The 12,924-nt window shown below is 65.2% G+C and carries 12 protein-coding genes and 1 pseudogene; 4 read left to right on the plus strand and 9 right to left on the minus strand.

Annotation, left to right across the window (positions count from 1 at the left end):
* Nucleotides 1-5: 5 nt before the first annotated feature.
* The 8 genes from AC1Q7H_RS10500 to AC1Q7H_RS10535 form a co-directional block, all read right to left on the minus strand.
* Nucleotides 6-1,172: a CaiB/BaiF CoA transferase family protein gene (locus AC1Q7H_RS10500; protein ID WP_249221534.1), complete on the minus strand. Its 1,167-nt coding sequence runs from the start codon at nucleotides 1,170-1,172 to the stop codon at nucleotides 6-8.
* A 75-nt stretch (nucleotides 1,173-1,247) separates the two neighbouring features.
* Nucleotides 1,248-2,414 (minus strand): acyl-CoA dehydrogenase family protein, encoded by a 1,167-nt coding sequence (locus tag AC1Q7H_RS10505; protein ID WP_211984158.1) that lies wholly within the window; start codon nucleotides 2,412-2,414, stop codon nucleotides 1,248-1,250.
* An 88-nt stretch (nucleotides 2,415-2,502) separates the two neighbouring features.
* Nucleotides 2,503-3,273 carry a citryl-CoA lyase gene (locus AC1Q7H_RS10510; protein WP_211984156.1) on the minus strand — a complete coding sequence of 257 codons (771 nt, stop codon included), beginning with the start codon at nucleotides 3,271-3,273 and terminating at the stop codon, nucleotides 2,503-2,505.
* Nucleotides 3,267-5,402: an acetate--CoA ligase family protein gene (locus tag AC1Q7H_RS10515; protein ID WP_211984153.1), complete on the minus strand. Its 2,136-nt coding sequence runs from the start codon at nucleotides 5,400-5,402 to the stop codon at nucleotides 3,267-3,269. Before AC1Q7H_RS10515 ends, AC1Q7H_RS10510 begins: the two co-directional genes overlap by 7 nt.
* Entirely contained in the window at nucleotides 5,399-5,899 is a 501-nt protein-coding gene (locus tag AC1Q7H_RS10520) for a MaoC family dehydratase (protein WP_211984151.1), read from the minus strand. Before AC1Q7H_RS10520 ends, AC1Q7H_RS10515 begins: the two co-directional genes overlap by 4 nt.
* Nucleotides 5,900-6,004: 105 nt before the next feature.
* On the minus strand, nucleotides 6,005-7,168 hold the full coding sequence (locus AC1Q7H_RS10525; RefSeq protein WP_211984149.1) for an acyl-CoA dehydrogenase family protein: 1,164 nt from the start codon (nucleotides 7,166-7,168) through the stop codon (nucleotides 6,005-6,007).
* Nucleotides 7,161-7,910 carry an SDR family NAD(P)-dependent oxidoreductase gene (locus tag AC1Q7H_RS10530; protein ID WP_211984147.1) on the minus strand — a complete coding sequence of 250 codons (750 nt, stop codon included), beginning with the start codon at nucleotides 7,908-7,910 and terminating at the stop codon, nucleotides 7,161-7,163. Before AC1Q7H_RS10530 ends, AC1Q7H_RS10525 begins: the two co-directional genes overlap by 8 nt.
* Before the next feature lie 31 nt (nucleotides 7,911-7,941).
* The gene (locus AC1Q7H_RS10535) at nucleotides 7,942-8,688 is read right to left on the minus strand and encodes an IclR family transcriptional regulator (RefSeq protein ID WP_492381282.1); all 747 of its coding nucleotides are present in this window, start codon (nucleotides 8,686-8,688) and stop codon (nucleotides 7,942-7,944) included.
* A 332-nt stretch (nucleotides 8,689-9,020) separates the two neighbouring features.
* Here AC1Q7H_RS10535 and AC1Q7H_RS10540 point away from each other — a divergent pair, with 332 nt between their 5' ends.
* The 3 genes from AC1Q7H_RS10540 (at nucleotide 9,021) to AC1Q7H_RS10550 (ending at nucleotide 11,972) form a co-directional block, all read left to right on the plus strand.
* Entirely contained in the window at nucleotides 9,021-10,082 is a 1,062-nt protein-coding gene (locus AC1Q7H_RS10540; protein WP_492381283.1) for a MaoC family dehydratase, read from the plus strand.
* 35 nt (nucleotides 10,083-10,117) lie between these two features.
* A complete protein-coding gene (locus tag AC1Q7H_RS10545; RefSeq protein ID WP_492381284.1) occupies nucleotides 10,118-11,113 on the plus strand; it encodes an HpcH/HpaI aldolase/citrate lyase family protein in 996 nt (331 codons plus the stop codon).
* Between the two features lie 70 nt (nucleotides 11,114-11,183).
* Nucleotides 11,184-11,972 carry a GntR family transcriptional regulator gene (locus AC1Q7H_RS10550; protein ID WP_211984138.1) on the plus strand — a complete coding sequence of 263 codons (789 nt, stop codon included), beginning with the start codon at nucleotides 11,184-11,186 and terminating at the stop codon, nucleotides 11,970-11,972.
* A gap of 86 nt (nucleotides 11,973-12,058) precedes the next feature.
* Here the strand turns inward: AC1Q7H_RS10550 and AC1Q7H_RS10555 are convergent.
* Nucleotides 12,059-12,345 (minus strand): annotated as a pseudogene (locus AC1Q7H_RS10555) (Tn3 family transposase); the annotation flags it as partial.
* A 272-nt stretch (nucleotides 12,346-12,617) separates the two neighbouring features.
* On the opposite strand from AC1Q7H_RS10555, the gene AC1Q7H_RS10560 reads away from it, so the two are divergent.
* Nucleotides 12,618-12,830: a hypothetical protein gene (locus AC1Q7H_RS10560; protein ID WP_211984136.1), complete on the plus strand. Its 213-nt coding sequence runs from the start codon at nucleotides 12,618-12,620 to the stop codon at nucleotides 12,828-12,830.
* The last annotated feature ends 94 nt before the right edge of the window (nucleotides 12,831-12,924 follow it).

The following is a 12,924-nucleotide window of genomic DNA, read 5'->3' on the forward strand; positions in this document are numbered from 1 at the left end:
CCTGCCTATCGCACCACACTCCCTTGCCTCAGGCGCCGGATATCGCTGTCGGTGTAACCCGCTGCCAGCAGGACCTCGTCGGTATGCTCGCCCAGCAGCGGCGCCCGCCGGTACACCGCGCCTGGTGTTTCGCTGAGCTTGACCGGCACGCCGGCGATCCTGACCGGCGTGGCCGACCCGGGCTGCTCCACTGCCACCAGCATCTCGCGCACGGCGTAGTGCTTGTCGGCAAAGATCTCAGCCGAGGTATAGACCGGGCCGAAAGGCACCTTGCCGCCCAGCACCACGGCGATTTCCTCCTTGGTGCGCACGGACGTGAACGCTTCGATCGCATCGATCACCTGCTGCTGGTGCTGCACGCGTGCGGCATTGGTGGCGAACGATGCGTCGGTGGCCATCTCGGGGCGCCCGATCGCGATGGCGAGCTTGGCCCAGAAGGCGTCGGTGGCGCAGGCGATGGAGACATGGCCGTCGCGTGCGCGGAACAGCCCGAACGGGCACAGCAACGGGTGCCGGTTGCCCTCTGGTGCCGGCACATCGCCGGTGTAGGAGGTCTGGTAGACAATGCGCTCGCACATGGCCAGCACCGCGTCGGTCATCGCCACATCGACAAACTGACCCTGGCCGGTCTCCTTCGCGCGGTGTACCGCCGCGAGGATGCCGATGCACAGCATCAGTGCCGGCACCGTGTCGCCGACGCCCGGGCCGATCTTGGTGGGGGTGTCGCGGTCCGGGCCGGTGATGCCCATCATGCCGCCCATGGCCTGGGACACCACGTCGTAGGCCGGCCATTGCGCATAGGGGCTCTCGCCGCTGCGCGGGTCGCCGAAGCCGCGCACGGTGCCATAGACCAGGCGCGGGTTGGTCTGGCGCAGCGTTTCGAATGACAGCCCGAGCCGCTCCATCACGCCGGCGCGGAAGTTCTCGACGACGATGTCGGCATTGTCGATCAGGCTGCGGACGATGCTGCGGCCTTCCTCGGTCTTCAGGTCGACGGCGATGGAGCGCTTGTTGCGGTTGACGCTCTGGAAATAGCCGCCGAAGTCGCGCAGCTTGTCATCGGCACAGAAGGGGCCAGTGACGCGCGTGCCGTCGCCGGTCATGGCTTCCACCTTGATAACGTCGGCCCCGTGATCGGCCAGGATCTGGGTGCAGAACGGGCCCGCCAGCATCTGCGTGAGATCGATCACGCGCAGGCCGGCAAGGGCGCCCGTTGGTTTGGCTTGGGTTTGCACAGGCACTCCTGGTCAGGCGGCAATCTTGCCCAGCATCGCATCAGAGATGATGCGCATCTGGATTTCCGAGGTGCCTTCGAAGATCTTGGTCAGGCGCGCATCGCGCCAGTAGCGTTCGGCGGCAAAGTGCGTGGTATAGCCCGCACCGCCGTGGATCTGCAGGCCTTCGCTGGTGACGCGCTCGGACATCTCGCTGGCAAAGAGCTTGACCATCGAGGCCTCGGTATCGGCGCGCGTGCCGTCGTCGATCTTCTCGCACACGGTGTACAGCAGGGCGCGGGCCGCTTCGATCTGGGTGGCCATATCGGCCAGCTTGAAACGGATCGCCTGGAAGTTGCCAATCGGCGAGCCGAACTGCGCACGGTCTTTCGCGTACTGGATCGAATCCTCCAGGCTGCCCTGCGCCAGGCCGATGGAACGCGCGGCGGTATGGGCGCGCGCGGTTTCGAGCCCGGCCGTGGTCAGGTAGAAGGCCTTGCCTTCCTCACCCACCACTTTCGAGGCCGGCACGCGGCAGCCGTCGAAGGCCAGCTCCCAGGTGGTCCAGCCGTGATAGCCGATCTTGGGGATGATGCTGCCCTTGACGCCCTCGGGCAGTTCGCCGCGCGGCTTTTCCACCATGAAGGCGGTCAGGCCCTTGTGGCGCGCCTTGGGGTCGATGACCGGGTCGGTGCGGCAGATCACCACGATGAAATCGGCTTCGTCGGCGAAGGTGCACCAGTACTTATTGCCGGTGATGAGCCAGTCGTCACCATCGCGCACCGCGCGGCACGAGATATTGGCAACGTCGGACCCGGCATTGGGTTCCGACAGCGAGAACGCGCCGAGGAACTCGCCCCGGGCCATGCGTGGCAGGTACTCGGCCTTCTTCTCGGGCGGCAGGCCCTTGAGCGCGCCAATCAGGCCGTTGCCGCGCGCGATCAGGCTGCCCACGCTCATCCAGCCGCGCGACAGTTGCTCGGCGACCAGGCAGTACTCATAGGCGCCCAGGCCCAGGCCGCCGTATTCCTCGGGAATCAGGATGCCGAAGTAGCCCAGCTCGGCCATTTCGTCGATCAGCTCGCGCGGGATCTGGCCCTTTTCCGGGTCCAGCTTGTTGGCGATCGGCAGCACGCGCTCCATCGTGAATTGACGGGCGGCCTCCTGGATCATGCGGCGCTCTTCGGTCAGTTTCTGCATCCTGTACTCCTCGGTGTTCTGTGTATGCTGGCTGCGCGCCCGCTGGCGCGCAGCCTTGCCGCAGTCCTGTCACGGCAGGGTTGTGGCCTCAGGGCAGGACGTTGCGCGGGTCGTCCTTCAGCACGAGCTGCCATGCCTCGCGCGCCATCGGCGCGCTCTTCTCTTCCATGACATGAGCCAGCAGGCCGGCCGAGCGGCCGACCAGGGAGAGGCCACGCGCGATGAGGGGGTCAAGGCCCATGGCCGCCACTGCGGCGGCAATGGCGCCCACGGCGTTGAGCGGCAGGTTCTTGCCCTGCTCCTTGGTCAGCACGTCACCAATCGCGTCCATCAGCCGCCAATGCACGTTGTAGTAGCCGTTGGCACGCGACAGTTCGCGCAGGGTCGGCACGCGCGGGTCGCCGTTGACGTGGATCGGGTGCCCCACGCCATAGATAGCCCGGCGCTGCTCCTTGTAGCTGCGGATGGTGGCGCGCGCGGCTTCGCGCACCGCCTCGTCGCTGGCGTCGGGCACCAGTTCGCGGGCGCCTTCGATCAGCATCTCCGCGGCGTTCTGCATGGTGCCGAGGAAGACGCTGCCTGCGCCAAGCAGGCCGGCAGCCACGGCACCCTGCAGCGCTTCCGGCGCGCCGATGTAGGTCAGGCGGGCAGCCAGCGAGCTGGGCGTGATGCCGTGGTCGGCGGTGGTGACCAGCAGCGCGTTGACCATGGTCTTTTCCTGCGGGCTGGGCAGGCGCGACAGCGTGGTGAAGAAGATCATGTCGACAAAGTCGAACTTGCCGATGATCTCGGTGGCGAGGTTTAGGCCACGCACCATGATCGTGTCAGTGGTGGTGTAGCCAATTTCAGTCTTTACCATGTGGCAGGCTCCTTGCCTTGATAGGAGAGGACGGCGTCCAGCGCGGTCACTCCCTGGCCTTGCGGACGCACCGCAAGGGGATTGATTTCCAGTTCATCGATGTTGCCGGCGTGCTGTCTGACAAAATCGGACAGCCTGACCAGCACGTCGACCAGCGCGTCGATATCGAAGGGCGGCTGGCCCCGGTATCCCTTCAGCAGCTCGTGGCAACGCGTCTCGCTGATCATCTGGCGCGCAGATGCCGGCGTGAGCGGCAGCAGGCGGCGGCTGACATCCTTGAACAGCTCGATGCTGACGCCGCCGAGGCCAAAGGTGCAGACATGGCCGAACACCGGGTCGCGATGGATGCCCACTACGGCTTCGATGAAGGGCGAAGGCAGCATCGATTCCACCAGCACGCCTTCGATCTCCGACCCCGCACAGGCCTTGCTGCAGTTGGCGTGGATTTCCTCATAGGCAGCCATCGCCGCGCCATCGGAAGCGATGCCAAGGCGCACACCACCGATGTCCGTCTTGTGGGTGATGGCGGCGCTGACGATCTTCATCACGGCCTTGCCATTGGCCACGTTGCGGAAGGCCATGGCCGCGTCGGCGGGCGAGCGCGCCACCACGCCCTGAGGCGTAGGAATGCCGGCGCGTTCCAGCAAGACCTTGGTCCTGGCCTCGGAGAGATTGGCAGTCGCGCTGCCGTCGGCCGTGCTGTTCAACGGTTGCCATTCGGCGTCGAATGTCGCCTTCCAGCGGCCGTATTCGATGAAGCGCTTGACGGCCAGCACGGCGTTGCCGACCGCGCGCATCGGCATCAGGCCACCGTCGATCATCTTGCGCTGGCCTTCGCCCGTGCGGTCACTCATCCACACCGGGACGATCGGGGTCGAAACCTCCTCGGACTGCACGCGCACCATGCTGTCGGCGAGCATGGCGGTGGTCTTGCCATACTCGACCGGGATCGGGACCAGCACCAGGTCGGTATTGGGGTCGCTCGCCGTGGCCTTGAGCGTGGCGTAGCTGACCTCGGTGTTCACCAGTACCTCGGCAGTCACGTCCACGGGATTGCTGAAGGCCGCAAAATCGGGCAGGGCCTGCCTGAGCGCCTCGATGGTCGCCGGGGCAAACTCGGCCAGCTTCAGGCCGGCCAGTCCGACCATGTCGGAGGCCAGCGCAGCCGTGCCGCCCGAGAAGCTGTAGACGGCCAGCTGTTCCTTGCCCGTGGGCTTGCGCCGCGCCAGCAGGGACGCCACGTCGATCAGCTCGTCGATATCGTCGACTTCAATGATGCCCAGTTGGCGGAACACCGCGCTGTTGATCTCGGCCGAGCCGGCAATCGCGGCGGTATGCGACTGGGCCGCCTTCGCGCCATATTCCGACTTGCCCACCTTGATGGCCACGATGGGCTTGCCGCGCCGCGCCGCATGCAGCGCCGCCGCCATGAAGCGCGGGCCGTTGCGCACGCCTTCCAGCGTCGTGACGATGACCTCGATGTCGGGGGCGTCGGCCATGTAGTGGATGTAGTCGCTGACCTCCAGATCCACCTCGTTGCCGCCGGAGCACCACAGGCCCACACCCACGCCGCGGTCCATTGCCTGGATGAATGAGCGTCCCAGGCCGCCGCCCTGCGTGGCCACGCCGATGGGGCCGGGGCGGCGGTCGATGCGCCACGCCGGCGAGAAAGTCAGGCCCAGGCGCGCGTTCATATTGTTCAGGCCCGGGCAGTTCGGCCCGTAGATGCGCATGCCGGTGCGGGCCACGATCTCGCGCATCTCGGCTTCCACGGCGCGCCCGTCTTCGCCGGTCTCGCCGAAGCCAGAGGTGAAGACAATGGCGAACTTGATGCCGAGGTTGCCGCAGTCGCTCAGCGTCTGGATCACCATGTCCGCGCGCACGGCCAGGATCGCCAGGTCAGGCGCCTGCTTCAGGTCATTGACCGAGGCGACGCACGGGCGGCCGTGGATTTCGGCGCGACCGGGATTGACCAGATAGAGGTCGCCCTTGAATTCCGAGAAAGTGGTCAGGTTTTCCAGCGTGCGGCCGCCGATGCTGTCCGGCTTTTCCGACGCGCCCACCAGCACGATGGAGCGCGGGTTCACCAGCCGCGACAGGTCGCTGAACCAGGTGTCTTGGCTGCTCATTGCGCATCTCCGGGCGTGCGGCGCTTGAACAGGCAGGTGGCAGCCATCTCGGCCACCACTTCGCCGCGCTGGTTGATGCCCTTGCGCAGGAATGCGATGATGCCGCGGTCCGGGCGACTGGTGGTTTTCTGCTCCACCACCTCGATCTCAACGCGGATGGTGTCGCCGATGAAGGTGGGCTTGGGGAACTTCAGCCGGTTCTCAAGCACGCTGAACAGCGAGCCTTCGAAGAACTGGTTGGGAATCGAGCGCGAGGTCAGGCCGGCCATGAACGACGCGACCAGCATGCCATGCGCAATGCGCTGGCCGAAGATGGTGCCCTTGGCGTACTCGGCATCGACGTGGACCTTGTTGAAGTCGCCGGTCAACGCGGCAAAGGCGGCCACGTCGGCTTCCGTGATGGTGCGCGACGAGGTGGTGTACGTCATGCCAGGCGTCAGGTCTTCCCAGTAGAGCGTGGTGTTGGCGATCTGTTCGAGGATGGCGGGTTGGGTCATGGTGTGTTTCTGCGGTATTCGTTATTTCAGCGTCTCTTGCTTGCTCCCCTCATCCGCGAGCGGGAGAGGGGAGCCCACGAGAGCGGTTTGCGGTGCATCCCGGGCTCAGGTCAAGGCACTGATGCCGAGGATTTCGCGCCCAATGATCAGGGTCTGGATCTCGGTGGTTCCCTCCGGAATCATCCCGCCGCGCGTGTCGCGGAAGATGCGCTCGATCGGGTAGCCGGTGGCGTAGCCCATGCCGCCGTGTACCTGCAGCGCCAGGTTGGCGACTTCAAAGGCGGCTTCGGTGGCGTAAAGCTTGGCGATCGAGCATTCCGTGCGCGAGGTGCCGTTCTGCATCGAGCGCGCCGCGCGGTAGCCGAGCGCGCGCGCGGCCTGGGTGCGCATGGTCATGTCCACGATATGCTTCTGCACCAGCTGGAACGAGCCGATCGGGCGGCCGAACTGCTTGCGCTGCAGCGCATAGTCCGCCGACAGGTCCAGCGCGCACTGCGCCGCGCCCACCGCGCCCATTGCCACATTCAGGCGGCCGAAGTTCAGGCCGATCAGGATCTGGCGCAGGCCCTGGCCTTCCTGGCCCAGCAGGTTGGCTGCGGGCACCTCGGCGTTTTCGAACGTGAACGCCGCGGTGCCGGTGCTGCGGGTGAACATGGTCTCCACCGGCGTGGCGCTGTACGGCGTCACGTCGCGCTCCACCAGGAACAGCGACAGCTCGCCGTTGCTGGTTTCACTGAAGGTGCGCGCCACCACGATGCCGAAGTCGGCGAACATGCCGTTGGTGATCCACAGCTTGCTGCCGTTGAGCACGTAGCGGTCGCCGCGCTTGTCGGCGCGGGTCTTAATCTCGGCCACGTTGGAGCCAACGTCCGGCTCCGAGATCGACACGAAGGCCTTGCGCTCGTTGCGCAGCAGCGGGCGCATGAAGCGCGCCCTCTGCTCTTCGGTGCCGTAGGTGTTGACGATGCCCGAGACGATGTTCAGCCCGTTGAGCAGGATGCGCAGCGACAGCCAGCAGTAGCCGGCTTCTTCCATCATCACGGCCCAGGTCAGGTAGTCAAGGCCCAGGCCGCCGTCGGCCTCGGGCAGGTAGCCGCCGAAGTAGCCGAAGTCGGCCAGCCCGGTCAGCACTTCGTGCGGGAAGTGTTTGTCCGCTTCCGCTTTGTCGATGCGCGGGGCGACATGTTCCTTCAGGTAGCGGCGGATGTTGTCGCGCAGCAGCAGCTGGCTGGCATCCAGGCCGTCGACGTCCACGTTGGGGTCAACCATAGCGGCCTCCGGTGACGAACAGGGTGGTGCCAGTGATGTAGCGGGCGTGTTCCGACGCCATGAAGGCCACGGCTCCGGCGATGTCGCTGGTCTGGCCGGGGAAGGTCACGGCGTTCTTTGCCATGACGTTCTCGAGGATGGTGTCGTAGTTGGGCAGGCTCTTGATGTACTCGGTCTCGATATAGCCCGGCGCGATGGCGTTGACGGTCACACCCTTGCGCGCCTGCTCCAGCGACAGTGCGCGGGTGAAACCGATGATGCCGGCCTTGGCGGCGGAGTAGTTGGCCTGGCCCGGGTTGCCGAACAGCGCGCGCGAGCTGATATTGATGATGCGGCCCCAGCCTTTCTCATGCATGTGCGGCAGGGCTGCGCGCACGCAGTGGAAGCTGCCCTTCAGCGTCACGTTCAGCACCAGGTCCCAGTCTGCCTCGTCCATCTTCAGGATGGTGCGGTCCTTGACCAGGCCGGCATTGTTCACCAGCACATCCACGCTGCCGAAGGCGTCCTTGCCGGCGCCCACCATGTTGCGCACCTGCTCTTCATTGCGCACGTCGCACTGCACGGCGATGGCCTTGCCACCGGCGCTCTCGATGCCGCGCGCGGTTTCAGTGGCGGCGTCGAGGTCCAGGTCGGTAATGACCACGGCCATGCCTTCCTGCGCCAGCATGCGGGCGGTCTCGGCGCCGATGCCGCGCGCCGATCCGGTGACGATTGCCACGCGGCCTTTCAATCCAAGATCCATATCTCCTCCTGTTGCGTTGCTTTGAGCGGGTTCAGTGATCAGCCAGCAGGGCGTTGCGCACTTCGCGCAAGGCTGCCAGATAGGGTTCGCGATGTTTTTCGATGCGGTCGGTGGGGCCCGCCAGCGAGATGGCCACCGGACGGTCGCCAAGGCGCGCGGAGACGGCGAGTGCGGTCACGCCCGCCGTGCCCTCGTCGTGCGCTTCGTACCACCCCTGTTCGCGCCCGCGCGCAAGCTGCGCCATCAGTTGCTCGACGTCCACCACGGTGTTGGGCGTGACTGCCGGCCGCTTGATGACGTCGAGGCGCGCGCGTGCCTCTTCCTCGGTCAGTAGGCCCAGCATGGCCTTGCCCAGGGCCGAGGCGTGCAGGGCCACGCGCTCGCCCACATCCAGGATGTAGCGCAATGGCAAGCGGCTCTGCGCCGCCGCGGCCACCCGGACGGCGAACGGTTCCAGCAAACCAAAGAAGGCGCTTTCGTTCGTCGCTTGAGCGAGGTGCCCCACGGCGTCCTGTGCAAGCCGGGTCAACGGGTCATTCTCGGCAATCTTGCGAGCGGTCTCCAGCAACCGCCCGGTAGGGTAGAAGCGCCGCGTGCGCGAGGTGCGCATCAGGTACCCGAGCGAATGCAGCGTGTGCAGCAAGTCCGAACAACTGCTGTCTGCCACGGACAACAGCTTCGCCATGTCCGAATTGGACAGGTCCCGCTTTTCGCGGGCGAACACCTCGAATACGGCCATGGCACGGCTGGCTGCTGGAATCTGGGTAGGCAAATCCAATCTCCGATTGACCGGATGCTATTACGATATGTGGTACTAATGTATGAGGTATCGTAGTGCGTAGCAAGGATTTTTTCGAGGGGGCGTACAAGCCTACGAAATAGCGAATTATTGTGGGTTTCAGGCTGGCATATGTACGTACAAACATAGGATGAGACTAAGAAGGCCCATGGCACGGCGCATTTGTCTCATTTTGTCTGAAACAGCGGGGTTATTTGGGGTGGGAACGTTGACCGGATGCGTCGTCACATGGACTATGTACGTACCTAAGCGGCTAGACCACGACAATGTGCCGTGTGAGAACACAGGCTAAACAGCAGGAAGGGCAGGAGATGACCAAGAATCGCAGCGGCAACTACTTCGAGGACTTTCGCCTCGGCATGAAGATCCGGCATGCCACTCCGCGTACGCTGACGGAGGGCGACCGCAGCCTGTATATCGGCCTGACCGGCAGCCGCACCGCGCTGTGCACGGCCGAGACCAACGCCCGTCAACTGGGCTTCGAGCACCGCCCGCTGGAAGACCTGCTGGTGTTCAATACGGCTTTCGGCAAGACGGTGCCGGATATCTCGCTCAATGCCGTGGCCAACCTGGGCTACGCGGAAGTACGCTTCGTGTCCCATGTGTATCCGGGCGACACGCTGGCCGTGGAATCGGAGGTCATCGGCCTCAAGGAGAACTCCAACCGAAAGAGCGGGGTGGTGTACGTTCGCTCCACCGCCCGTAACCAGCACGGAGGCGAGGTACTGAGCTGGGTGCGCTGGGTGATGGTGCACAAGCGCGACCACGGCGCCACCTGTGGCGAGGCGGTGGTCCCCGCCACGCAGGCGGTAGTGCCGGTTGAGCGCCTGCGCCGCCGCGACTACACCGCGCGCGTGCGGGAAATCACCGCAATGACGGGCATTGACGACCTGTGGGAGGACTACGCCGCGGGCGAGCGTATCGATCACGTGGGCGCGATGACCATCAACGACAGCGACCACAGCATCGCCACGCGCCTGTACCAGAACACTGCCCGCGCGCACTTCGACGGCCATGCCATGGCAGCCGGCGGCGGCCAGCGGCTGGTCTACGGCGGCCACGTGATCTCGGTATGCCGCGCGCTGGCCTACGACGGGCTGGAAAACGCCTTGTCGGTCCTGGCCATCAACGGCGGCAGCCATGTGAACCCTAGCTATGCCGGCGACACCATTGCCTGCGCGACCATGGTGCTCGACCAGGTCGACCTGGACCAGGAGCACTTGGGCGGGCTGCGGCTGCGCACGATCGGCGTGAAGAACGCCGGCGCCGCGTCCATCGTCTTCCCGGCGCAGGGCGAGGCCAGGGCAGCGCACTCGTCCAGCGTGGTGCTCGACCTCGACTACACCATCGCCATGCCGAAGCGGCAACAGTAGGCCGCATCCTTCCTTCCGAACCCTAGAGAGACAACATGACAACTGCGACACATCCGAGGGATGCCCTCTTTGCCGGCGAACGGGCTTTCCCCGTGCTGGCTGCCTGCGAACACTTTGCCGGCAGCGAAAAGCTGATCGGCAAGGCCTTGGACCTGCAGGTCGAATACGGCCCGGTCTTTGACGTGACCTGCGACTGCGAGGATGGCGCCGCGGCCGGCCAGGAACGCGAGCATGCCGCCATGGTGGCGCGCATGATTGCTTCTGAGCGCAACCAGCATGGCCGCGCCGGGGCGCGCATCCATGACCCGTCGCACCCGGCCTGGCGCCAGGACGTGGACATCATCGTGGGCCAGGGCGGCAGCCGGCTGGCCTATATCACCGTGCCCAAGGCCACCAGCCATGAGCAGGTGGCCGAGGTGATCGAATACATCGGGCAGGCCGCGCAGAAGGCGGGCCTGGCACGTCCGGTGCCCGTGCATGTGCTGATCGAAACCCATGGCGCGCTGCGCGATGTCTTCCGGATCGCCGCGCTGCCGAATATCGAAGTGCTCGACTTCGGCCTGATGGACTTCGTCAGCGGCCACCACGGGGCGATTCCCGCCGCCGCCATGCGCAGCCCCGGCCAGTTCGAGCACGCGCTGCTTGCGCGCGCCAAGGCTGACATGGTGGCCGCAGCGCTGGCCAATGGCATCGTCCCGGCGCACAACGTCTGCCTGAACCTCAAGGACGCCGACGTGATTGCGGGCGATGCCAGCCGTGCGCGCAACGAGTTCGGCTTCCTGCGCATGTGGAGCATCTACCCGGCGCAGATCCTGCCGATCGTCAACGCCATGCGTCCGGACTTCACTGAAGTGGATGACGCCGCCGGCATCCTCATCGCCGCGCAGGACGCCGAATGGGGGCCGATCCAGTACAAGGGCGAACTCCACGACCGGGCGACCTACCGCTACTTCTGGGAAGTGCTCGAAAAGGCCAAAGTCACCGGCATGACGTTGCCGGCCGAGGCTGACAAACGCTTCTTTGCCGGTTGAGCCATGCAGCTAGTGCCCGCGCCAGGGGGTCATTCATTACGCGGGCATCCCGATCCCCACATCAACCGCCATGGCCGCCATACAGAAGGACAGCAGGACCGGTTCGCCCGCCGCGCCGACGCGCTACGCCGAACTGGCGAGCACGCTGGTCAGGGAAATCGTGGAAGGCCACCGGGTGGTCGGCAGCCTGCTGCCGACCGAGCATGAACTCGCCGGGCTGCATGGCGTCAGCCGCCATACGGTGCGCGCATCGCTCAGGATGCTGCAGGACCTCGGCTACATCTCACGCAGGAAGGCGGTCGGCACGATTGTCGAAAGCACCAACCCAAACGCGGCCTACACGCAGTCCTTCGGCACTGCCGAAGACCTCGTGCGCGTGGCGGCCACCGAAGTGCGCGCCATCGAGGACGTGCGCAACGTCACGCTGGACCGCGCGCTGGCGAGGGGGCTGGAAGCCCCGGTCGGCAGCGACTGGATACGCCTTTCGGGCACGCGCGTGGATGCGCGCAAGGGCAGCACGCCGGTCGCGCGTGCGGACATCTATATCGACGCTTCGATGGCAGGGCTGGTGGATACGATCCGCGATCATCCGCAGGTCCTGGTCAGCGGGCTGATCGAGCGGGAATACGCGGTGGCCATTGCGGAAATCCGGCAGGTTGTCACGGCGACGCTGATCGATGCGCCGCTGGCCGGGCAACTCGGGGTGGATGCAGGGTCCGCCGGCCTGCGCCTGATCCGGCATTACAAGGATGCTTCAGGCAGGATTCTCGAGATCACTGACACCATCTATCCTGCCGATCGAGTGTCCATTGCATTCCAGCTGAAGAGGAGCCGAAGCCCGGTAGCCGGCACTTATTAATAATTGCTTCTTCGCCATGGCTCGCATCTCCGACCAATTCGTTAGAGATATAACGCGCCAGCACAGAGTCATGACGGTAGAGATCGCGGGTGCTGATGCATGAAGGTCAACACGGCTTCAGCCGCGTGGCGCAGCTTCCGTTCATCCGTAACCCGATGCATCATCTGCCGGATCGCGGGAGGCGACAACTCCGGCACCATTCGGACGAAATCGGCAGCCGACATCGATGTGTCGTGCGCGAGTATCGCTGCGTAGGCCAATAGCAATTCGCTGTGGGAATGCGGCTCTCTTCCCAGCAAAAGCCAATTAAAGTGCGTGGCGCTATCTCGAGCAGGATCTCAGGCAGCTGACCGCCTGGGTGCCGCTCGAACAGAGCCTACGACCAAGATACGCCCTTATGCTCTGCAGAGCATAAGCCTGTATCTTGGTCAGGGGCCTGGATTGTCGCAAGCCTCATCTTGCTTCGCTCAGCCGCCTTGGGCGACCACCACCAGTTCGCCCTGCGCCTGGCATGCTGCGAGGCCGAATTGAAGGCCATCTAAGTTAGGGGCCAGCGCGTGGCCGCGCTGGAGGAAGACCAGAGCCCGGCGGCCCATGCGATGGGGTCAATGCTCAAGATCCGGCGGCACCGAGCTGCAGCAGCAGATGGGCCAGTTCCTGGTGGAAAGCGTTGGCGACTATGCGCCCGTGGCCTATCCCGCCAGCGACGACCGCCAACCCGGCCGGGATGACGCGCTGCCAATGCAGGACACGATGCAGGATATCGCCACGGAGATGTTCTTCCGCCGGACCGCCATTCATGGCGGGACCAGCGAGATCCAGCGCAGCATAATCGCCAAGTGGCTGCTCCGGATGTAGGAGCCTGTTTGGGATTTCGCAGGCAAGTATCTTGTGTCGCCGTTCCGCGCAAGCGGGGGCCCGGCGACTTGGACTTCCTTCACGGCGTGAAAAG

The organism is Cupriavidus sp. GW823-FHT06D04 (assembly GCF_058795055.1).

Coding starts and splice junctions, on each gene's coding strand:
- AC1Q7H_RS10500 (WP_249221534.1), bottom strand. CDS start 1,172: ATGCTGGCGGGCCCGTTCTGCACCCAGATCCTGGCCGATCACGGGGCC.
- AC1Q7H_RS10505 (WP_211984158.1), bottom strand. CDS start 2,414: ATGCAGAAACTGACCGAAGAGCGCCGCATGATCCAGGAGGCCGCCCGT.
- AC1Q7H_RS10510 (WP_211984156.1), bottom strand. CDS start 3,273: ATGGTAAAGACTGAAATTGGCTACACCACCACTGACACGATCATGGTG.
- AC1Q7H_RS10515 (WP_211984153.1), bottom strand. CDS start 5,402: ATGAGCAGCCAAGACACCTGGTTCAGCGACCTGTCGCGGCTGGTGAAC.
- AC1Q7H_RS10520 (WP_211984151.1), bottom strand. CDS start 5,899: ATGACCCAACCCGCCATCCTCGAACAGATCGCCAACACCACGCTCTAC.
- AC1Q7H_RS10525 (WP_211984149.1), bottom strand. CDS start 7,168: ATGGTTGACCCCAACGTGGACGTCGACGGCCTGGATGCCAGCCAGCTG.
- AC1Q7H_RS10530 (WP_211984147.1), bottom strand. CDS start 7,910: ATGGATCTTGGATTGAAAGGCCGCGTGGCAATCGTCACCGGATCGGCG.
- AC1Q7H_RS10540 (WP_492381283.1), top strand. CDS start 9,021: ATGACCAAGAATCGCAGCGGCAACTACTTCGAGGACTTTCGCCTCGGC.
- AC1Q7H_RS10545 (WP_492381284.1), top strand. CDS start 10,118: ATGACAACTGCGACACATCCGAGGGATGCCCTCTTTGCCGGCGAACGG.
- AC1Q7H_RS10550 (WP_211984138.1), top strand. CDS start 11,184: ATGGCCGCCATACAGAAGGACAGCAGGACCGGTTCGCCCGCCGCGCCG.
- AC1Q7H_RS10560 (WP_211984136.1), top strand. CDS start 12,618: ATGGGCCAGTTCCTGGTGGAAAGCGTTGGCGACTATGCGCCCGTGGCC.